We start from the raw sequence: 19,537 nt of genomic DNA on the forward strand, positions 1-19,537 counted from the left end.
ATGCACACCCTTGACCTCACCCTGCAGGCAACCGATCGCGCCGACCAGCTGAGCGTGTTCCTGATCAGCCCTGCCGGCACAGAGGCCTTCTCCGTACAGATTCCCCAGGAGCTGAGCCAGCACCATCAGGCCTGGTTGCGGCGCTTCCTGGCCCACCATGACCCCGCCTGCCCAGCCGTGCCGGCCGCCGTGGTGCACGACTACGGCAGCCGCTTGAGCGCAGCGATGACCGCCTGGCTGCAGCAGAGCGACTGGGAACCGCTGCGCCGCACCCTGGCCCAACTGCCGGGGCTGCCGTTGCGGCTGCGCTGCAACGGCCCCCTCCCCCTGATCGAACGCCTGCCCTGGGAAGCCCTGGCTCTGGAGCGGCCGATCTGGCGCCTCGATGGTCCTGGGCCCAAGGCCGCCGCACCCAGCCGGCGACGGGGCGCCCGCTGCCCACGCCTGCTGTTGCTGGTGGGGCAGGAACTCGATCTCGACCTCAGCGCCGACATCGCTGTGCTGGAGAGGCTCCAGCGCCAGGGGCGCATCGAGCTGGTGAGCCTGAGGGCTGGCCGGTCCTGCCTCAAGGGCCTGCGCCAGGCCCTGCGTGATCCCCAGGGTTGGGATGGGCTCGTCTTCCTGGGCCACTCCGCCGGGGATCCCGAGGGCGGTGGTCGCCTGCAACTGGGCGATGGCAGCTGGCTCGGCGGCCGCGACCTCGCCCAGGAGTTCCAAGACGCCGGGGCCCACGGCCTCTCCCTGGTGCTGCTGAACAGCTGCTCGGGGATGGATCTGGCCCGCTGCTGCACCAGTGCCGGCATCCCCTGGGCCCTGTGTTTCCGCGAGGCCGTTCCCACCCAGGCCGCCTCCCTGGCCTTCTCCCGCCTGCTGGAAGAGATGGAACAGGGTCTGGGCTTTGCCGAGGCTCTCCAGCAGGTTCGCCTCACCCTGGCGGAGAGCGGCCCGGCGGGTTGCCACCTGCTGCTCAGCGCCATGGGCAGCGGTAGTGCCGAGCCCCTGCAGCTGCCCCTCAGCCGCCGCCGCCAGTTCCGCCTGCGCCTCGCCGCCAGCACCCCCGCCCAGGCCATCGCCGCAGCAGTGCTGATCAGCCTGGGATCTGCGGCCGAGCTGCTGCCCGCCAACCCCATCAGCACTTACCTGCTCGATCGCCGCCTCTACGTGCAGCGCCTCTGGCGCCAGGCCACCGGCCAGGGCGGCCCCACCCGGCCGGCGCTTCCAGTGCTGCTGCTCGATGAGCACCGCAGCTATCCCGCCCTGGGGGTCGAAGCCACCCCGGGACGGGTGGCACGGCTCGCCCTGGCCGAGGTGCTGGAGCGCACGCCGGTGACCACCGTGCCGGTGGTGGGCCTCGATGTGGTGCTCGATCAGCCGGCAGCCCACACCGCGGAGCTGGCGGCGGTGATCCAACGCCAGCAGCGCGCCCAGGTGGTGGCCGGCTGGCTGGGGCCCGGCGCCGGTGCCAGGGGTGCGGGGCTCAACTCCAAGCCCCTGCAGATCCTGCGCCAGGCGGGGCTGGAAGCCAGGGATCTCGGCGTCGGCACCCCAGCCGGCAGCGGGCCGCTGCAACCACTGCCCTTGCGCCTGCTCTGGCCGGTGGACCGCCGCAACTTCGCTGCCGCCCTGTCCGGTGTTGCTGATCCGCGCCTACCCGCCGACGTGGTGATCGACTGGTCGATCGACTGGCAGCCACTGATCCGCGTCATCACGGTGGATGAGCTCCCCTCACTCCGCGCCGAGGCGCTGGTGGTGGGCACCGACGGCACGATCGATGCCGACCAGCACGATCTCTTCTCGGCACCGGGGGCAATCCGCTCCGTCTTGCCCCAATGGGGCGGCTCCAGCGATGCCATCCCCGGAGCCCTGGTGCAGGCGGTGCTTGCCCAGAGCCTGGCGATGCGGCACTGGCTCAAGCCCCTCTCGCTGCCCGCTGTCACGGCCCTGGCGGCAGGGCTGGGCGTGCTGCTCGCTGCCGCCCAGTCGCGACGGCGACGGCGATGGCCCTGGCTGATCGTTTTCGCTCTGATCAGCCTGCCGCTCAACCTCCAGCTCGGCACGGCCCAGCTGCTGCTGGTGCCCATCGTTCTTCCGCTGGCTGCCCTCTCCACCACATCCCTGTTACGCCGTGACTGAGATCCCCATCTGTCGCCCTCCCCGGAGACGCCGCCGGATTGCTGCACACCTGGCCGCCGCGCTGCTGCTCAGCCTCACCAGTGGCGCTGCTCTGGGGGGTGCCGCAGCACCTGCACAACAACAATCCCTGCTGCAGCGGTTGCGCGATCTGATCGGCTACAACCCCCGCCAGGCCGTCGGTGGCAGCCGCAGCGGTTCAGGCCCAGAGATCTGCCTGATCACCCCCCGCTTCCAACCAGGCGATGCCAGCGCCACAGCCCCAGCGACGGCAACTGTGGCGCTGGCCAGCCCCACCCTGCTGGCCGCCGGGCCCCTCAACGAAGTGCGCCTGGAGCGGGATGGGCGCATCCTCTGGCAGCAGTTGGCCTCCTCCACCAAACCCATCGAGGGACCGATCACCTGGCCCCTGGAGCCCCTGCAGCCCGGGGAGTCGCTGCTGTTGCGGCTCAGGCCTCGAGGCGCAGCGGGGGCCGATTTCGCCACCATCCAGCTGGTTGCTGCAGGCTCAGCCGATCAGCAACGGGCTGCAACCCTGCTGGGCAGCGGTAGCTCCCGGCTGGCGCTGATCGAGGCCAACGCTCAAACAGGCCGTTCGGCCCTGGCCTCGGAGCTGCTGTTTGCGCCGCTCCAGCAATCTTCCCCAGCTGTCGACAAGCTCCGCCAGGAAGTGATCGCCCAGGGCTGTGGAATCAATCTGGCGGGGCCCTAACGACAGGGGGGACAGAGTCCCTGGCCTCTGTCCATGATCCCCAACCTGTTCCACATCACCCATCGCGACAACATCCCCGGCATCCTTCGCCGCGGCCTGCTCTGCCGTAACCGGATCGAGACCTTGCATCTCCCCTACCTCGACCTCTCAGATCCCGAGTGTCAGAGCCGGCGAAGTTGCCGTGATCTCGATGGCGGTGCCCTCGATCTGCACGACTACGTGCCCCTGTTCATCGAGCCGCGCAACGCCATGCTCTACCGCCTGGAGAAGGCTCTTGGCGAACACGGCGACCCCGACGGCCTCACCATCCTGGAAGTCAGCGGCACGGCCGCCGACTGGCGCGACAGCCTGCTGGCTGACGGCATCGCCTCGAGCCCCGCCAGCCACCTCTTCCATGCCGACGATCCAGAGGGCTGGGAGGCCCTCGATTGGGATGCCATCCGCTGCAGGAACTGGATGGAACAGCCCGACGCCAAAGCCGCCAAGCGCCGCAAGATGGCTGAGGTGATGGTGAGCGGCAGCCTCTCCAGCCGCCACATCAGCAAGATCTGGCTCAAGGCCCCTACTGCGCTCTGGACCATTCACGCCAAGCTGGCTCAGGTTGATCTCCCACCGCTGGCTGTCGATCAGGACAGGAGGTTCTTCTTCTCATGATCCACGAGCTGGCTCAGAGCGTCTTCAACAGCCCGGCAGAGGTGATCACCAACACGGTGAACTGCCAGGGGGTGATGGGGGCGGGCCTCGCCCTGGAGATGGCCCTGCGCCATCCCGACCTTGAGGCCGACTACCAACGCCGCTGCCAGCAGAAAGCCGTGCAGATCGGCCGGCCCTACCTCTTTTCTGTGGGCTCCAGCCCTTACAGGGCCGTGCTCAATTTCCCCACCAAGAGTGCCTGGCGCTTTCCCTCCCGTCTCACCTGGATCGACCAGGGCCTGGCCTACATCGCCAGCCACTACCGCCAGGCCAAACCGCCGATCCACTCCCTAGCCCTGCCGCGCCTCGGCTGCGACAAGGGTGGCCTCGACTGGCAGCAGGTACGCCCTCTGATCGAGCGGCATTTCGCCGATCTGCCCCACCTCACCGTCTACCTCTGCGGCGACACCGCTCCGGCCGAGGGCCTGGAGGCCGTGATGCTCGATGCCTTCTGCAGAGATCAGCAAAGCGGTGAGCTGCCTCCCTTCCTCAAGGGGGCCGTGCGACGTGCCCTGCTGACAGCGCCGATCCCGCCGCGGTTCCGCCAGCTCGCAACCATCACCGGTGTGGGCAAGCAGAGCTATGCCCGACTGTTTCAGCACTACCTCCATCTCGGTGATCTGAACCAGCTTTCGCTGCTCTCAGCCACTACCGCCACACCGCAGGGGTGAATCACCGCGTGGCCGCTGGAACGACAGGACGTTGTCCATCCCCAGAGCCACCATGAGCCAACAACGCCTCGATCACCTCGCCGCCACCGACCCGCAGCTGCGGCATGCACCCCGGGTGCTGTTGATCGGCACCCCCAGTGATGCGAATCACGCCGAACGCCGCTGCCAGCAGCGCGGGATCTCCCTCACCAAGATCCGCATCGCCCTGACCTACGGCCGCCATGACAACCACCACAGCGTTGAGCGCTGGACCCTGATCTCCCGGGAGCTGCGCCACTCGCCCTACGCCCGCTACGAACAAGACCTCAACGGTCTCCAGCTGGTCGGCCGTCGCGTGCGCTCCCTCAATGACGGGGGCGACGTGGTGCTCCTGAAAACCTGCAAGTGGAACTACGGCCTGAGGCGACACTGATCCCCATGGCCCATGCCACCATTCATGGGGTCATGCGCAACCCCCTGCTCCCGTTGACAGCGGCCGCGGCCGCTGTGCTGCCGTTGATCAGCGTGCTGGGTTGCACGCCCGCGAACCCGCCCCAGCAAAGCGCCAGGACATCACCCGTGGCGTCGACGATTCCGGCGCCAGCGGCGGCCCCGTGCACGAACCAGAGCTATGCACCGGAAGCCCTGTTCAGCCAGGCCAAGCCCGGTGTCGCTGTGGTCAAAACCCCGGGCAGCCTCGGCAGCGGCTTTGTGGTGCGCCACCAGGGTGGCAACACCCTGCTGCTCACCAATGCCCATGTGGTGGGCCGCTCTGAGACGGCGACGATCCACTGGGCGGATGGCAGCCAGGATGTGGCCGCGGTACTGGCCTCTGCAGGCGGCAGCTCGCCGCTGAACGATCTGGCCTTGCTGGAGGTAAGGGGGCAGCGGGGGCGCGTGCTTCCCCTGAAGCGTTCAGGCGTGAACGTCGGCAGTGACATCGTTGCCATTGGCGCCCCCCAGGGCCTGGACTTCAGCCTCAGCCGCGGGGTGGTGAGCAGCGTGCGGGAGCAGGGCCAGCTGCTGCAGATCGATGCGGCCATCAACCCGGGCAATTCCGGTGGTCCGGTTCTGGACCGCACCGGCTGTGTCGTGGGGATGGCCACGTTCAAGGTGCCGGACAGCGAAGGACTCAACTTCGCCATCACCAGCAGCCTCTTGGAGGAGTTTCTGGGCAATCCACCGCAGCCCCGCTCCACCGAGGCACCACCCATCGCCAACCGCGCCGCCCCGGCCCCGGAGCCCACCGCCGAAGCCAGCTGCTGGTTCCAGATGGAGCGCGGCGCCACCGAGCTCAGCCCGGGCTTGTGCCGGGTGGAGCGACGCATCAATGCCAACGGCCACGAGGTGTTCGACGTGATGGAACGGGGCGGCCCCACCCGCAGCGTCGTGATGTGGGATGACGACTCCGCCGAGGTCTTCCTGGACGGCAGGCGGTACGTCGGGCGCTGGGCCATCGATGCGGACGGCGACGTGCGCGTCAACGTCGCCGGTGGGGTGTTCGCGTTCCGGCGTGGCTGATCGGGGGGCGTTTCAATTCAGGGCTGCACGGGCCTACACGGCCGTAGCCCCAGCGCAGATGACCGCCCTGTGCTGACGGCCCCGCTCCAGCGCAACCTCAAGCGTTTCTCCATCCGTCCAGGCTCCGTAGTGGCGGTGGTGGGTCTCCAGGGAGTGGCGCATCAACGCCGCAGTAATTCTTGGGCTGTGCCCATAAAGCTCATGGGCGCGCAAGGCGTAGCCGTGTCGGAAGGAATAGGACGCGAGCTTCCCGCCTCTGGCCGCCACCTCCGCCCTCAGGACGTTCCAGAACGGACGACGGTTGAGGTACTGCCGAACGCTCTGCGCCGCATCTCCATCTGCAGCACCCAGGGGAGGCAGGGGGATCTCTGCCGCGGCCAGTCGGTTCAACAGCCTGCGACTCTCACCATCAAGGCCCTGCGGATCAAGGCCTTCTACCAAACCCGCCTTGGTCATTCCCCGGGCGGTGCGCTTCTGGTACTCCACCTGCAACTTGTCGCCGCTGACCCGGCAGTAACGCAACTCCACGGGTCGCAACCCAAAGCAGCCCAGCAACCCAATCGCCAGCCGCCAGCGGGGATCAGGGATGGCCGCGAGCAGCCGGATCAGCTGTTCATCCTTAATGGGCGTTGCCTCGTGGCCTCCGTCCTCGGCCAAGGGCTTGCCGATGAAGGGAATCAGATCCGCCGGCGGCAGCCAGCGATCGGGGCCACCTTGCTGCTCTACCGCGTAGCGCAGCAGCTGAGCGGCGTACTGGATGCGCAACTTGCGGGCCCGGCTCCCAGGTGCCCCACCGCATCGATCCCGCAAAGCGGCCAGCAGATCACGCCCATTCATCGGCGCAGGGCGGGATTGCATCACCTCCAGCACCTGGCGCATGACCGGCGCGTAAGCCGCGTTGAACGTGCTCGGCTTCACGGCACCTGTATGCGAGGTCTTGTGGGCCTGGAAGCTGGCCACAAGCCCGTCCCAGTTCACCCTGGAGGGCTTGGCTGGATCAGCCCGACGGAACAGCTGGTACGCCTCCCTCAGGCCCATCTGCTGGGCATCCATGCAGCCGCGGATCTGTTGAAGCAGCAGCAGCAGCGCGGTGACACAGCTCGCATCCCAGCTGAGGTCAAGCGTCACACTGGTGCGCGTGCCATCCTCAAGCCGCTGCGTCAGCTGGACCTTCCCGTGAATGTCGCGAACACTCCAGCCAAAGCCGTGCTCTCGCTTGATGGTGCCGCGCAGCTCGCTCACCCACTTCGGCGTTCGGGAAACCATGGCTGGGACTGCCTGCGCAAGGGTTCCAGTCTTGCGCAGAATCGTGCGCAGAACCGCCCTTGCATGCGCACCAATGCGGGAGCGGCACTCACCCCAAACCTTGAAGAACCCAGCTGCAGCAAGGCTTTTTCCAATGCGCGATGCCGGGTTCGAACCAGCGACATCCTGCTTGTAAGGCAGGCGCTCTACCGCTGAGCTAATCGCGCGTGGGCACGACGCTACCGCAACTCGGCCGGCTCTCCGGAGCGCCCGCAGCCCCGTCAGGGGGGCCTCGCCGGCGGCGGCGGCGACGGCCGCCCTCCCGCCTTCAGCGGCTGCGCTGGCGTCTGGAAGCCCTGCTGGTGCGGCTGTTGCTGGCCCTGCTGCAGGGGCGCCGCCACGGCACCATGCGGCGCGGCATCCGAATCGCCTGCGGCGTGGCCGCGCCCGCGCTGGCGCCCCGGCTGCAGACGGCCAACGCCAACCTCGAGCGCGTCTACGGCAGCCAGCTGAGCAGGGCCGAGCGGCAACGGCTGGCGGCCCGCTCGCTGCAGAGCTTCTTTCTCTCCTGCCTGGAATCGATCATCCAGCCGGTGAACCCCGAGCGCATCACGGCCGAGGGCGAGGGGCTCTCGGAGCTGCTGGCCACCCATCAGCGCGGCGAGGCCCTGATCGTGGGCTCACTGCATCTGGGCTGCTGGGATCTGGCCCTGCGCTGGCTCAGTGAGCGGCTCAACAACCTGGCCGTGATCTACAGGCCCGCCCACAACCCCCACGCCGACGCCCTGCTCAACGCCGCCCGCAGTGCCAACAGCCGCTGCCGCTGGATCTCCCAGTTCGATGCCCGCGGCATCCTGCAGAGCCTGCGGGATGGCTGCGGCCTCGTGGTGATGACCGATCTCTACAGCCAGCGCAGTCCATGGCAGGTGGACGTGCTGGGCCTGGCCACCCGCTTTGCCACCGGCCCGGTGAGCCTCTCCCAGAAAACCGGCGCGCCCCTGTTCCCCGTGGCCCACGTGCGCGACGACGACGGCCGCTTCCGGCTGATCTGCGGCCCAGCGCTGCGTCCGGGGCAGGGGCCCGAGGCCCTGGCCGCCCAGGCCCAGGCCCTGAGCCGCTGGCACGAGCCCTGGATCCAGGCCTACGCCGAGCAGTACTACTGGATCAACCGCCGCTGGCGGCCCGGCGATGGCAGTGGCGGCCGGCTGCGCCAGCTGCCGCCACCGGCGGCCCGGGCCCTGAAGCCCTGATGGCCAGCGGCCGCAGCCACGACCGCGCCACCTGGCTGCTGGCCCTGCCCTTCGCGCTGCTGTGGGCGCCGGCCCTGGGCCTGGCGGGGCTGGGCACCGCCGGGCTCAGCTTCCTGATGGGCGGCCTGCTGCTCTCCCCCGACCTCGACACCCGCTCCAACGCCACCCGCCGCTGGGGCCCCCTGAAGCTGCTCTGGTGGCCCTACCGCAAGGGGCTGGCGCACCGCTCGATGCTCTCCCACAGTCCGCTGCTGGGAACGGCCGGCCGCCTGGCCTACCTGGCCCTGCTGGCCCTGGGCCTGACCGCCCTGCTCAGCCCGTTCGGGGCGCCCTCGCCCGCGGAGCTGCTGGGCTGGGCCGGGGGGCTCTGGCGCGGGCAGCGGCCCCTGCTGGTGTGTGCCCTGGTGGCCCTGGAGGCCAGCAGCTGGCTGCACCTGATCCAGGATGGCGACCCGATGCCGCGGCTGCCCCGGCCGCTGCGCCGCCGCCGCCGCCGCTGAGGCCCGGGCGGCCCCCTGTCCCCTTGCCGAGGCCCTGGCCGATGCCCGCCGATCCCAGCCTCAACGCCCTGGCCGAACTGATCGCCGTGGTGGCGCGGCTGCGGGATCCCGCCGGCGGCTGCCCCTGGGACCTGGAGCAGACCCACACCTCCCTGCTGCCCTACGTGCTGGAGGAGGCCCACGAGGTGGCCGATGCCATCCGCCACGGCGATGACGACCACCTCAGCGAGGAGCTGGGCGACCTGCTGCTGCAGGTGGTGCTGCACGCCCAGATCGCCAGGGAGGCGGGGCGATTTGATCTGGAGGCGATCGCCCGGGGCCTCAGCGCCAAGCTGATCCGCCGCCACCCCCACGTGTTCGCCGGCGCCGAAGCCAAAGACAGCGCCTCCGTGCGGGCCAGCTGGGCGGCGATCAAGGCCGCCGAACGGCCGCAGCAGTCGGCCAGCCCGGTGAGCGAGCGGCTCGGCCCCAAGGTGCGCAGCCAGCCGGCCCTGGCCGGCGCCATGGCCATCTCCCGCCAGGCCGCCGCCGCCGGCTTCGAGTGGGACGACCTCAGCGGCGTGTGGGAGAAGGTGCACGAGGAGCTCGACGAGCTCAAGCAAGCCGTGGCCAGCGGCGACCGGGCCCATGCCCAGGAGGAGCTGGGCGATGTGCTGTTCACCCTGGTGAACGTGGCCCGCTGGTGCGGCATCGACCCGGAAACCGGCCTGGCCGGCACCAACCACCGCTTCCTGGACCGTTTCTCCCGCGTGGAAGCCGCCCTCGGCGGCGACCTCGGCGGGCGCACCATCCGCGAACTGGAGGGGCTGTGGCAGCAGGCCAAGGCGGCGATCCGGGCCGAGGCGGCAGCCGCCCAGGCGGCCTCAGCTACTCATCCGGCAGGTTCGGGCGGCCCTGGCGCCGCAGCTTGATCGCGCCCCGCTGCTTCTTCGCCGCCAGGCGCCGCTCCACCGAGCCGCGGCTGGGCCGGGTGGGGCGCCGGGGCGGCGGCGGCGGCCGCAGCGCCTCCTGCAACTGCGCCACCAGGCGCCGCTGGGCCGCCACCCGGTTCTGCCACTGGGAGCGGTGCTCACTGGCCGCCACCACCAGGGCACCCTCCACCAGCCGTCCCTCCAGCCGCCGCAGCGCCCGCGCCCGCAGCGCCGCCGGCAGCGCCTGGGAGGCCGCCAGATCGAACACCAGCTCCACCCGCGAATCGGTGGTGTTCACGTTCTGTCCCCCCGGGCCCGAGGAGCGCGAGAAGCGCCAGCGCAGCTCCGCCGCCGGAATCAGCACCGCCGGCGTCACGCGCAGATCACCGCCGGGCAGGTCGCTGGCCATGGTCTGAGCCTGCCACGGGCCTGGAAGCGCGCTGTGCAAGCGTACGGATCAGCTTTCCGCAGCACGCCCTGCCCCCATGGCCCCCTCCCCCGGCTGGATCGATGAGGTCTACGACGGTGTGCGCTATGGCCTGGCCGGCCGGGTGATCGCCGAAACCGATTCGCCCTACCAGCGCATCACGATCATCGAGAGCGAGCGCTACGGCAAGGGCCTGCTGCTCGATGGCTGCTGGATGACGGCCGAGCGCCAGGAACGGCACTACCACGAAGCCCTGGTGCATCCGGCCCTCTGCGGAGCCAGCAACCTCGAACGGGTGCTGGTGATCGGCGGCGGCGACGGCGGCACCGCCCGCGAGTGCCTGCGCCACCCCGGCGTAGGCCAGCTCGACATGGTGGAGATCGATGGCCAGGTGGTGGCCTGGAGCCGCGAGCACCTGCCCAGCCTCGGCGGTGGCTGCTGGGATGACCCCCGCTTCCAGCTCACGGTGGGCGATGGCATCGCCTGGGCCGCAGCCGCCCCGGACGCCAGCTACGACGTGGTGATCGTGGATGGCTCCGACCCCGCCGGCCCGGCCGAGGGACTGTTCAACCGCGCCTTCTTCCAGCACTGCCGCCGCATCCTCAGGCCCGGGGGCGTGTTCGCCACCCAGAGCGAATCGCCGGAGGCCTTCCGCGCGGTGCACCTGGAGATGGTGCAGGTGCTGCGCCAGGTGTTCGGCCATGCCGATCCCCTCTATGGCTGGGTGCCGATGTACCCGAGCGGCTGGTGGAGCTGGACCTTTGCCGCCATCGACGGCCGTCGTTATCTGCAGCCGGATCCCGCCCGCGCCGCGGCCGTGGTCGATGGCTGTGAGATCTGGAGCCCCCGCTGGCAGCGCGGCGCCTTCGAGGCGGTGCCAGCGGCGATCGAGCGGGCCCTCAACGCCTGAATCCCACCGCCATGGCCTCCCTCCCCCTGTTTGACACCGACGGCGCCATCTACATGGCGAGCCGCCGCGATCCAGCCGGCTGCCGCGTCGGCCTGTTCGGGGTGCCCTACGACGGCACCACCTCGTTCCGCCCCGGCACCCGCTTCGGGCCGGCGGCGATCCGGGAGGTGAGCAGCGGCCTCGAAACCTATTGCCCCCAGCTTCACCTGGATCTGGAGGATCTAGCCTTCGCCGATCTGGGGGCTGTGGAGATTCCCTTCGGCAACCCCGAGCCGGTGGTGGCCGCCGTGCGCCGGGCCACGCAAGCCGTGCTCGAGCTGGGGCTCAAACCCCTGATGCTGGGCGGTGAGCACTCGATCAGCTCGGGCGCCGTGGCGGCCGTGGCCCAGCGGCATCCAGAGCTGGCCCTGGTGCAGCTCGATGCCCACGCCGACCTGCGCCAGGAGTGGCTGGGCGCCCGCCACAGCCATGCCTGCGCCATGCGCCGCTGCCTGGAGGTGCTGCCCAGCGGCCAGCTGCTGCAGATCGCCATCCGCAGCGGCACGCGGGAGGAGTTCAGGGAGCTCAGCAGCAGCGGCCGGCTGGTGGCGATCGAGCGGATGGCCGAGGCCCTGCGGCCCCTGCGCGGCCGGCCCCTCTACCTCACCGTGGACCTCGACTGGTTTGATCCGGCGGTGATGGCCGGCACCGGCACCCCCGAACCGGGCGGCTTCCACTGGCCCGATTTCGCTGCCCTGGTGGAGGAGCTGCGCCAGCACCAGCTGGTGGGCGCCGACGTGGTGGAACTGGCCCCCCAGCTCGATCCCAGCGGCGTCAGCAGCGTGCTGGCCGCCAAGGTGACCCGCAGCCTGCTGCTGCTGCTGGGTGCTCAGTAGCAGCAGGTGCCGCTGGTGCGCTGCTCGCGCAGGCGCTGGTGCTGCTGGCCGATCAGCTGCACCGCCAGGGTGGGGTGGTTGTGCAGCAGGTTGAGGAAGCCGAGGCGGTCCAGCCGCAGGATTTCCACCGGCGTGCGGGCCAGGGCGTCACTGCGGTGGATACCGTCGCCCCACACGATGTCCTGGTAGCTGAACATCTCCCCCGGCCGGTAGCTGAGCCGCTCTCCGGATGGGCCCTGCACCTCCACGATGCCGCGGCGCACGCCATAGATGGAATCGGCCGGCGCCCCGGCGCCGTACACCTTGGCTCCCGTGGGCAGGGTCACCACCTCACAGTCGGCATGGGCCGCCATCAGGGCAATCGGGGCGGTTTGAGGAGCGGTAGCGATCAACGGCGTGGCCAGCGGGTAGCAGAGTGAATCAACCTATTTTGATCGTCTCCCTGCCATCAAGGGGTGTCGAAGACAGCCAGATGTGCTCTGCTGAACGATCTTTCGATTTCGTTCAATAGTGTGGCAGCAACGCCTCCAGGCTCAGCTGCTGGCTGCCGCCGAACATCGATGGCCCGCCGAACACGGCGTGATCAGCAACTGACTCATCCGTCCTGGCGAGGACGCCTTCGCTGCGGCCAGGCTGAGTCTGGCCTGTCACAGAGGCCAGGGTCTGGTCGGGCGAGGCAAGCCCGGCGTTCGAATCGGCTTGTGGATCCTGAGGGTCGCCGAGGGGCAGCCGCGGTGGCCGCGCCGTCCAGTGGTGGCACCACAGCTCGGAGGAGTGAGCGGAATGGATCGCCAGACGCCTCAGATGGCACCAGCCCGCAGCGGCTCCCGGAGAGGAGGCGCAATGGCGGCAACTGCGGCAGCTGGGGCGATGACCCATCAAGCAAGATTTCTTGAGGGACCCAAAGTAGGGAGATTGGGCCTGGAAGGCCGGGTTGAAACCCGAATCTCCGGATTGTCTTCGGAGCTGGGCTGCGCCACAGCCAGGCTGCTGGAGTGCGGCCATAACCTCAAGGCCCCGCTGTGCTCCTGGTGGACCTGCTGCGCACCCCTCTTCACGCCGTGATTCAGGCTGCGGGGGGGCGGCTGGTGCCCTTCGCCGGCTGGGAGATGCCCGTGCAGTTCTCGGGCCTGGTGGCCGAACACCAGGCGGTGCGGCAGCACTGCGGAGTGTTCGACATTTCCCACATGGGGGTGCTCACCCTGCGCGGTGACGACGCCAAGGATGCCCTGCAGGGCCTCGTGCCCACCGACCTGTTCCGCATCGGTCCCGGCGAGGCCTGCTACACGGTGCTGCTCAACCAGACAGGCGGCATCCGCGACGACCTGATCGTCTACGACCGGGGCCGACAGGCTGACGCCGCCGCTGAGACCTGCGATGAGTTGGTGCTGGTGATCAACGCCGCCTGCGCCGCTGAGGACACCGCCTGGATCCGCAGCCAGCTCGAACCCCAGGGCATCAGCATCACCGACCGCAAGGGCGACGGCGTGCTGCTGGCCCTGCAGGGCCCGGAGGCCCAGGCGCGCCTGGAGGCCCTGAGCGGCACCAGCCTGGACAGCCTGCCCCGCTTCGGCCACCGGGAACTGACCCTGGCGGGCTGCACCGCCTTCGTGGGCCGCACCGGCTACACCGGCGAAGACGGCTTCGAGCTGCTGGTGCCCGGCGAGGTCGGCCCGGCCCTCTGGCAGCAGCTGGTCGAGAGCGGCGTCACCCCCTGTGGCCTCGGCGCCCGCGACACCCTGCGGCTGGAGGCCGCCATGCACCTCTACGGCCAGGAGATGGACAGCGCCACCAGCCCCCTGGAGGCCGGCCTGGGCTGGCTCGTGCACCTGGAGATGCCGAAACCCTTCGTGGGCCGCGAGGCGCTGGAGCGCCAGAGCGCCGCCGGGGTGAGCCGCCGCCTGGTGGGCCTGAAGCTGCAGGGCCGTGCCATCGCCCGCCACGGCTACCCGGTGCTGCGGGATGGCGAGCCGGTGGGGGAGGTCACCAGCGGCACCTGGTCGCCCAGCCTGGGCGAAGCGATCGCCCTGGCCTACGTGCCCACGGATGCCGCCCGCCCCGGCACCGAGCTGGCCGTGGAGATCCGCGGCAAGGCCGAACCGGCCCTGGTGGTGAAGCGGCCCTTCTACCGGCGCTAGGCGCCGCTGCCGAACTGGCTGGTGAGCTGGGCCAGCAGAGCGGCGGAGCGCTCGGGGTGGCCCTTCACCTGCAGTTCGCCGGAGCCAGGCCAGAAGTTGATCATCTCGCCGGCCTCGAGCCGAAACACCTCAAACACCCCCTCGTGGCTCCAGTGGCCAGGGAGTTCCAGGGCAGCCACGTGGGCCTTGAGCGCATCCAGCGAACCGGAAAAGTGCATGGAGCAGCAACGCAGCGAGCCGCCTGCATGCTGCCCCATCCGGGCGGCCCCGGCTGCTGCAGACCAGGGGCCGCCCCACCGGATGGGAAAATCGCCGATTGCTCAGGGATCTTCGGCATGCGCAGCCACGGGTGCGGCGACCTGCTCCAGAACGTCAGCGGCCAGGAGGTGCAGCTCTGCGGCTGGGTGGACCGGCGCCGCGACCACGGCGGTGTGATCTTCATCGACCTGCGCGACCGCAGCGGCACGGTGCAGATCACGGTGGACCCCGACCAGGGGGCTGAGGCCTTCGCCGCGGCCGAGCACCTGCGCAACGAAACCGTGATCCAGGTGAGCGGCCGGGTGCGGCAGCGGCCGCCCGAATCGGTCAACACCAAACTGGCCACCGGCGCGGTGGAGGTGCTGGCAGGCGCCATCACCGTGCTCAACAGCGTCAAGGCCAACCTGCCCTTCCCCGTGTCGGTGCACGACGAGGAGAACACCCGCGAGGAGCTGCGCCTGCGCCACCGCTACCTCGACCTGCGCCGCGAGCGCATGAACGGCAACCTGCGCCTGCGCGCCCGCACGATCCAGGCCGCCCGCCGCTTCCTGGAGGAGCAGGGCTTCATCGAGGTGGAAACGCCGGTGCTCACCCGCTCCACCCCGGAAGGGGCCCGCGACTACCTGGTGCCGTCACGGGTGTGCGGCGGCGAGTGGTTCGCCCTGCCCCAGTCGCCCCAGCTGTTCAAGCAGCTGCTGATGGTGGGCGGCATCGAGCGCTACTACCAGGTGGCCCGCTGCTTCCGCGACGAAGACCTGCGCGCCGACCGCCAGCCGGAATTCACCCAGCTGGACATCGAGATGAGCTTCATGGGCCAGGAGCAGATCCTGGAGCTCAACGAGGCCCTGATCAGCGCCATCTGGCAGGCCGTCAAGGGCGTCGAGCTGCCCCGGCCCTTCCCGCGCCTCAGCTGGCACGAGGCCATGGAGCGCTACGGCACCGACCGGCCCGACACCCGCTACGGCATGGAGCTCACCAACGTGAGCGATCTGGTGGCCGACATGGGCTTCAAGGTGTTCTCCGGCGCCGTGGCCGCTGGCGGCGCCGTGAAGTGCATCGCCGTGCCCGGCGGCAATGACGCCATCAGCAACGTGCGCATCAAGCCGGGCGGCGATGTGTTCAGCGAAGCCCAGAAGGCCGGCGCCGGCGGCCTGGCCTTCATCCGCGTGCGCGACGGCGGCGAGATCGACTCCATCGGCGCCATCAAGGACAACCTCAGCGAGGACAAGAAGGCCGAGCTGCTGCAGCGCACCGGTGCGGAACCCGGCAGCCTCATCCTGTTCGGCGCCGGCGACACGGCCACGGTGAACAAGGCCCTCGATCGCGTGCGCCAGTTCCTGGCCCGCGAGCTGGAGCTGGTGCCGGCCGAGCGGGACAACAGCAGCTGGAACTTCCTCTGGGTGGTGGATTTCCCGATGTTCGCGTTCAACGCCGCTGAGAACCGCCTCGAAGCCCTGCACCATCCCTTCTGCGCCCCCAACAGCGCCGACCTCGGCGACGACCCCGCCGCCTGGGCCACCACCCTGCCCGGCGCCCGCGCCCAGGCCTACGACCTGGTGCTCAATGGCCTGGAGCTGGGCGGCGGCTCCCTGCGCATCCACGATTCGGCCCTGCAGCGCCAGGTGCTGCAGACGATCGGCCTGCCCCTGGAGGAGGCCGAGCGCCAGTTCGGCTTCCTGATGGAGGCCCTCGACCTGGGCGCCCCGCCCCACGGAGGCCTGGCCTACGGCATCGACCGCATCGTGATGCTGCTGGCGGGGGAGGAGTCGATCCGCGACACCATCGCCTTCCCGAAAACCCAGCAGGCCCGCTGCCTGATGACCCAGGCGCCCGCCGGGGTGGCCGAACAGCAGCTGCAGGAGCTGCACGTGGCCAGCACCTGGGTGGAGGAGGAGGCCGCGGCGGCGGGCTGATCCAGCTGGCGGCGTGCTGATCCGGGCTGCGGGGCCGCAAATCGGAAGCAAAGCAGCCGAATCCTGCAGCCAGGCCGCCCCCATGACAACGGTGATGGGGATCCGAGCGCCGTCCTTGACCCAAGCCAAGGCCACCACCGACCCGATCCGGCTCTACCTGCAGGAGATCGGCCGCGTCAGCCTGCTGTGCCAGGAGGAGGAAATCCTGCTGGCCCGCCAGGTGCAGCAGCGCGAGCAGCTCCTGGGCCACAAGGGCGACGGTGCCCTTGAGGACTGGGCCGAGCGCTGCGGGCTCAGCCCCGCCGCTCTGCGCCAGGCCCTGCGCCGCGGCAGCCGCGCCAAGCAGCGCATGCTCCAGGCCAACCTGCGGCTGGTGGTGGCCGTGGCCAAGAAGTACCAGCGCCGGGGCCTGGAGCTGCTGGATCTGATCCAGGAGGGCACCCTCGGGCTGGAGCGGGCCGTGGAACGGTTTGATCCCCGCCGGGGCTTCCGCTTCAGCACCTACGCCTACTGGTGGATCCGCCAGGGCATCACCCGGGCCCTGGCCAGCCAGAGCCGCACGATCCGGCTGCCGGTGCACATCACCGAGAGCCTCAACAGGATCCGCACCAGCCAGCACCAGCTCACCCTGGAGCTGGGCCGCCCCCCCAGCCTTCAGGAGCTGGCGGACGCCGTGGGCCTCGATGTGGCGCGGCTGCGCAGCACCCTCACCCACATCCCGCGGCCCGTGTCCCTCGAGGGTCGGGTGGGCGGCCAGGCCGACACGCCCCTGGTGGATCTGCTGGAAGACGGCCACGCCACCCCGGAGCAGGCCCTTACCCGCCAGCAGCTGCACGCCGATCTGGAAGCGTTGCTGGAGCAGCTGAGCGGCCGCGAGGCCACGGTGATCCGCCAGCGCTTCGGGCTCGAGGACGACACCCCCCGCACCCTGGCCGAGATCGGCGAGCAACTGCAGCTCTCGCGCGAACGGGTGCGGCAGATCGAGTCGCGGGCCCTGCTGAAGCTGCGCCAGCCCCAGAACCGCTGCCGCGTGCGCGACTACCTCGGCAGCCTCGACGGCGGCCCCTGAGCTGGGAGCACTCCGCTCACCGATGGGCTAAAACGGAGTTACTTCGCTTAAGCAGCCATGGTTGCCACCTCCCCCCGCATCGACATCGGCATTCCCGAGGCCCAGCGCCTGGAGATCGCCGAGGGACTCGGTCGCGTGCTTGCCGACACCACCGTGCTTTACGCCAAGACCCATGGCTTCCACTGGAACGTCACCGGGCCGATGTTCAACACCCTGCACCTGATGTTCATGGAGCAGTACACCGAGCTCTGGAACGCCCTCGACGTGATCGCCGAACGCATCCGCGCCCTCGGCCTGCCCGCCCCCTTCGGCGCCTCCACCTACGGCGGCCTCTCCTCCATCCCCGAGAGCAACGGCATACCCGCCGCCCTCTCCATGGTGAGCGAGCTGGTGCAGGGCCATGAAGCCGTGGCCCGCACCATCCGTGACGTGTTCGTGATCGCCGATGGGGCCAACGACCAGCCCACCGCCGACCTGCTCACCCAGCGGCTGCAGATCCACGAGAAGACCGCCTGGATGCTGCGCAGCCTGCTGGAAGACTGATCCTGCCGGTGCGGCATCGGACCGCCGGAACCCGGCCGGTCGGTGCTGGGTGAACGGAACGGCCTCGGTAGATTGGGTGGTCAGTCAGGTGCCCCATGCCCCCGTCCCCCAACCCAGCCCGACACGCACCCAAGTTCGTGTTCGTGACGGGCGGTGTGGTGTCGAGCATCGGCAAGGGCATCGTGGCGGCCAGCCTGGGGCGGCTGCTCAAGAGCCGCGGCTACAGCGTGTCGATCCTGAAGCTGGATCCCTACCTCAACGTGGATCCGGGCACGATGAGCCCCTACCAGCACGGTGAGGTGTTCGTCACCGAGGACGGCGCCGAGACCGACCTCGACCTCGGCCACTACGAACGCTTCACCGACACGGCCATGTCACGCCTCAACAGCGTGACCACCGGCTCCATCTACCAGGCGGTGATCAACAAGGAACGCCGCGGCGACTACAACGGCGGCACGGTGCAGGTGATCCCCCACATCACCCGCGAGATCCGCGAGCGCATCCACCGGGTGGCGGCCAACAGCGGCGCCGACGTGGTGATCGGTGAGATCGGCGGCACCGTGGGCGACATCGAATCCCTGCCCTTCCTGGAGGCCATCCGCGAGTTCCGGGGCGACGTAGGGCGCCAGGACATGGCCTACGTGCATGTCACGCTGCTGCCCTACATCGGCACCTCGGGCGAACTCAAGACCAAGCCCACCCAGCACTCGGTGAAGGAGCTGCGCTCGATCGGCATCCAGCCCGATCTGCTGGTGTGCCGCAGCGACCGCGCCATCAGCCCCGACCTCAAGGCCAAGATCGGCGGTTTCTGCGGCGTGCCGGAGCGGGCGGTGATCCAGGCCCTCGATGCCGACAGCATCTACGCGGTGCCGCTGGCGATGGAGCAGGAGGGTCTCTGCCGTGAGGTGCTCGACGTGCTCGGCCTGTCAGACCACGACAGCGACATGGCCCGCTGGCAGGAGCTGGTGACCAAGCTGCGCCATCCGGGCCCCGCCGTGAAGGTGGCCCTGGTGGGCAAGTATGTGCAGCTCAACGACGCCTACCTCTCGGTGGTGGAGGCCCTGCGCCACGCCTGCCTGGAGTGCGATGCCTCCCTGGATCTGCACTGGATCTGCGCTGAGCAGATCGAGGAGCGCGGCGCGGCCACCCTGCTCGCCGGCATGGATGCGGTGGTGGTGCCGGGGGGCTTCGGGCACCGGGGGGTGGACGGCAAGGTGGCGGCGATCCGCTGGGCCCGGGAGCAGCGGGTGCCGTTCCTGGGGCTCTGCCTCGGCATGCAGTGCGCCGTGATCGAGTGGGCCCGCAACGTCGCCGGCCTGGCCGGCGCCACCAGCGCCGAGCTCGACAGCGCCAGCCCCCATCCGGTGATCAACCTGCTGCCGGAGCAGCAGGACGTGGTGGACCTGGGCGGCACCATGCGCCTGGGCGTCTACCCCTGCCGCCTCACCCCAGGCACCATGGGCCAGCGTCTCTACGGCCAGGAGGTGGTGTACGAGCGACACCGCCACCGCTATGAGTTCAACAACGCCTACCGCAACCTGTTCCTCGATTCGGGCTACAGGATCAGTGGCAGTTCACCGGACGGCCGCCTGGTGGAGCTGGTCGAACTGGAGGACCACCCCTTCTTCACCGCCTGCCAGTACCACCCGGAATTTCTCTCCCGGCCCGGCAAGCCCCATCCCCTCTTCCGCGGCCTGGTGGAGGCCGCCCAGCTGAAGCACACCCGTCAGGAGTCCGAGCCAGCTGCAGCCCGTCTGGAGACACCCGTGGCCTCCTGAGCGGACAAGAGCGT

At 69.8% G+C, this 19,537-nt stretch carries 20 protein-coding genes and 1 tRNA gene; 16 read left to right on the forward strand and 5 right to left on the reverse strand.

The window, feature by feature from the left end:
* The 6 genes from CyaNS01_RS13775 to CyaNS01_RS13800 all read left to right on the forward strand — a co-directional run bounded on the left by CyaNS01_RS13775 (position 1) and on the right by CyaNS01_RS13800 (position 5,706).
* Positions 1-2,133: a CHAT domain-containing protein gene (locus tag CyaNS01_RS13775; protein ID WP_186697684.1), complete on the forward strand. Its 2,133-nt coding sequence runs from the start codon at positions 1-3 to the stop codon at positions 2,131-2,133.
* Positions 2,126-2,842: a hypothetical protein gene (locus CyaNS01_RS13780; protein ID WP_186697686.1), complete on the forward strand. Its 717-nt coding sequence runs from the start codon at positions 2,126-2,128 to the stop codon at positions 2,840-2,842. The genes CyaNS01_RS13775 and CyaNS01_RS13780 overlap by 8 nt, the downstream gene beginning before the upstream one ends.
* Before the next feature lie 33 nt (positions 2,843-2,875).
* Positions 2,876-3,496 (forward strand): DUF4433 domain-containing protein, encoded by a 621-nt coding sequence (locus CyaNS01_RS13785; RefSeq protein ID WP_186697688.1) that lies wholly within the window; start codon positions 2,876-2,878, stop codon positions 3,494-3,496.
* Positions 3,493-4,206 (forward strand): macro domain-containing protein, encoded by a 714-nt coding sequence (locus tag CyaNS01_RS13790; protein WP_186697690.1) that lies wholly within the window; start codon positions 3,493-3,495, stop codon positions 4,204-4,206. Before CyaNS01_RS13785 ends, CyaNS01_RS13790 begins: the two co-directional genes overlap by 4 nt.
* A 52-nt stretch (positions 4,207-4,258) precedes the next feature.
* Complete coding sequence (locus CyaNS01_RS13795) at positions 4,259-4,618, forward strand: DUF4258 domain-containing protein (RefSeq protein WP_186697691.1); 360 nt, start codon at positions 4,259-4,261, stop codon at positions 4,616-4,618.
* 146 nt (positions 4,619-4,764) lie between these two features.
* On the forward strand, positions 4,765-5,706 hold the full coding sequence (locus tag CyaNS01_RS13800) for a S1C family serine protease (protein ID WP_186697693.1): 942 nt from the start codon (positions 4,765-4,767) through the stop codon (positions 5,704-5,706).
* Positions 5,707-5,739: 33 nt separating this feature from the next.
* Here the strand turns inward: CyaNS01_RS13800 and CyaNS01_RS13805 are convergent, their stop codons facing one another.
* Positions 5,740-6,948 (reverse strand): hypothetical protein, encoded by a 1,209-nt coding sequence (locus CyaNS01_RS13805; RefSeq protein WP_186697695.1) that lies wholly within the window; start codon positions 6,946-6,948, stop codon positions 5,740-5,742.
* A gap of 158 nt (positions 6,949-7,106) precedes the next feature.
* Positions 7,107-7,178 (reverse strand) — tRNA-Val (locus CyaNS01_RS13810).
* Between CyaNS01_RS13810 and CyaNS01_RS13815 the strand changes: the two genes are divergently transcribed.
* From CyaNS01_RS13815 to mazG, 3 genes are read left to right on the forward strand one after another with little or no spacing between them, the layout of a single operon-like run.
* A complete protein-coding gene (locus CyaNS01_RS13815; RefSeq protein ID WP_186697698.1) occupies positions 7,179-8,201 on the forward strand; it encodes a lysophospholipid acyltransferase family protein in 1,023 nt (340 codons plus the stop codon).
* Positions 8,201-8,701 (forward strand): DUF2227 family putative metal-binding protein, encoded by a 501-nt coding sequence (locus tag CyaNS01_RS13820; protein WP_186697700.1) that lies wholly within the window; start codon positions 8,201-8,203, stop codon positions 8,699-8,701. The genes CyaNS01_RS13815 and CyaNS01_RS13820 overlap by 1 nt, the downstream gene beginning before the upstream one ends.
* A 41-nt stretch (positions 8,702-8,742) precedes the next feature.
* Positions 8,743-9,612, forward strand: coding sequence for a nucleoside triphosphate pyrophosphohydrolase (gene mazG, locus CyaNS01_RS13825; protein ID WP_186697702.1), 870 nt, complete (start codon positions 8,743-8,745; stop codon positions 9,610-9,612).
* Here mazG and arfB read toward each other — a convergent pair.
* Entirely contained in the window at positions 9,569-10,021 is a 453-nt protein-coding gene (arfB, locus tag CyaNS01_RS13830; RefSeq protein ID WP_186697704.1) for an alternative ribosome rescue aminoacyl-tRNA hydrolase ArfB, read from the reverse strand. The genes mazG and arfB overlap by 44 nt on opposite strands.
* 76 nt (positions 10,022-10,097) lie before the next feature.
* Here arfB and speE point away from each other — a divergent pair, with 76 nt between their 5' ends.
* Entirely contained in the window at positions 10,098-10,949 is an 852-nt protein-coding gene (gene speE / locus CyaNS01_RS13835; protein WP_186697706.1) for a polyamine aminopropyltransferase, read from the forward strand.
* Between the two features lie 11 nt (positions 10,950-10,960).
* Entirely contained in the window at positions 10,961-11,824 is an 864-nt protein-coding gene (gene speB, locus CyaNS01_RS13840; RefSeq protein WP_186697707.1) for an agmatinase, read from the forward strand.
* Here speB and CyaNS01_RS13845 read toward each other — a convergent pair.
* Complete coding sequence (locus tag CyaNS01_RS13845) at positions 11,818-12,216, reverse strand: cyclic nucleotide-binding domain-containing protein (protein ID WP_225875697.1); 399 nt, start codon at positions 12,214-12,216, stop codon at positions 11,818-11,820. The genes speB and CyaNS01_RS13845 overlap by 7 nt on opposite strands.
* Positions 12,217-12,855: 639 nt before the next feature.
* On the opposite strand from CyaNS01_RS13845, the gene gcvT reads away from it, so the two are divergent.
* Entirely contained in the window at positions 12,856-13,962 is a 1,107-nt protein-coding gene (gene gcvT / locus CyaNS01_RS13850; protein WP_186697709.1) for a glycine cleavage system aminomethyltransferase GcvT, read from the forward strand.
* Here gcvT and CyaNS01_RS13855 read toward each other — a convergent pair.
* Positions 13,959-14,180 carry a hypothetical protein gene (locus CyaNS01_RS13855; protein ID WP_186697711.1) on the reverse strand — a complete coding sequence of 74 codons (222 nt, stop codon included), beginning with the start codon at positions 14,178-14,180 and terminating at the stop codon, positions 13,959-13,961. The two genes, gcvT and CyaNS01_RS13855, sit on opposite strands and share 4 nt — an antisense overlap.
* Before the next feature lie 117 nt (positions 14,181-14,297).
* Between CyaNS01_RS13855 and aspS the strand changes: the two genes are divergently transcribed.
* From aspS to CyaNS01_RS13875, 4 genes are all read left to right on the forward strand, one after another.
* The gene (gene aspS, locus CyaNS01_RS13860) at positions 14,298-16,133 is read left to right on the forward strand and encodes an aspartate--tRNA ligase (RefSeq protein WP_186697713.1); all 1,836 of its coding nucleotides are present in this window, start codon (positions 14,298-14,300) and stop codon (positions 16,131-16,133) included.
* Between the two features lie 82 nt (positions 16,134-16,215).
* Entirely contained in the window at positions 16,216-17,202 is a 987-nt protein-coding gene (locus CyaNS01_RS13865) for an RNA polymerase sigma factor, RpoD/SigA family (protein ID WP_186697715.1), read from the forward strand.
* A gap of 57 nt (positions 17,203-17,259) precedes the next feature.
* Positions 17,260-17,745 carry a Dps family protein gene (locus CyaNS01_RS13870; RefSeq protein WP_186697716.1) on the forward strand — a complete coding sequence of 162 codons (486 nt, stop codon included), beginning with the start codon at positions 17,260-17,262 and terminating at the stop codon, positions 17,743-17,745.
* Positions 17,746-17,840: 95 nt separating this feature from the next.
* A complete protein-coding gene (locus CyaNS01_RS13875) occupies positions 17,841-19,523 on the forward strand; it encodes a CTP synthase (protein WP_186697718.1) in 1,683 nt (560 codons plus the stop codon).
* Positions 19,524-19,537: the final 14 nt, after the last annotated feature.

Source organism: Cyanobium sp. NS01, assembly GCF_014280235.1.
Lineage (GTDB): Bacteria > Cyanobacteriota > Cyanobacteriia > PCC-6307 > Cyanobiaceae > NIES-981.

What these genes read in the sequence shown, in the direction of transcription:
- mazG (WP_186697702.1), top strand. Translation starts at nt 8,743, where the DNA reads ATGCCCGCCGATCCCAGCCTCAACGCCCTGGCCGAACTGATCGCCGTG.
- CyaNS01_RS13775 (WP_186697684.1), top strand. Translation starts at nt 1, where the DNA reads ATGCACACCCTTGACCTCACCCTGCAGGCAACCGATCGCGCCGACCAG.
- CyaNS01_RS13865 (WP_186697715.1), top strand. Translation starts at nt 16,216, where the DNA reads ATGACAACGGTGATGGGGATCCGAGCGCCGTCCTTGACCCAAGCCAAG.
- speE (WP_186697706.1), top strand. Translation starts at nt 10,098, where the DNA reads ATGGCCCCCTCCCCCGGCTGGATCGATGAGGTCTACGACGGTGTGCGC.
- aspS (WP_186697713.1), top strand. Translation starts at nt 14,298, where the DNA reads ATGCGCAGCCACGGGTGCGGCGACCTGCTCCAGAACGTCAGCGGCCAG.
- CyaNS01_RS13795 (WP_186697691.1), top strand. Translation starts at nt 4,259, where the DNA reads ATGAGCCAACAACGCCTCGATCACCTCGCCGCCACCGACCCGCAGCTG.
- CyaNS01_RS13785 (WP_186697688.1), top strand. Translation starts at nt 2,876, where the DNA reads ATGATCCCCAACCTGTTCCACATCACCCATCGCGACAACATCCCCGGC.
- CyaNS01_RS13870 (WP_186697716.1), top strand. Translation starts at nt 17,260, where the DNA reads ATGGTTGCCACCTCCCCCCGCATCGACATCGGCATTCCCGAGGCCCAG.
- CyaNS01_RS13820 (WP_186697700.1), top strand. Translation starts at nt 8,201, where the DNA reads ATGGCCAGCGGCCGCAGCCACGACCGCGCCACCTGGCTGCTGGCCCTG.
- CyaNS01_RS13875 (WP_186697718.1), top strand. Translation starts at nt 17,841, where the DNA reads ATGCCCCCGTCCCCCAACCCAGCCCGACACGCACCCAAGTTCGTGTTC.
- CyaNS01_RS13855 (WP_186697711.1), bottom strand. Translation starts at nt 14,180, where the DNA reads ATGCACTTTTCCGGTTCGCTGGATGCGCTCAAGGCCCACGTGGCTGCC.
- speB (WP_186697707.1), top strand. Translation starts at nt 10,961, where the DNA reads ATGGCCTCCCTCCCCCTGTTTGACACCGACGGCGCCATCTACATGGCG.
- arfB (WP_186697704.1), bottom strand. Translation starts at nt 10,021, where the DNA reads ATGGCCAGCGACCTGCCCGGCGGTGATCTGCGCGTGACGCCGGCGGTG.
- CyaNS01_RS13790 (WP_186697690.1), top strand. Translation starts at nt 3,493, where the DNA reads ATGATCCACGAGCTGGCTCAGAGCGTCTTCAACAGCCCGGCAGAGGTG.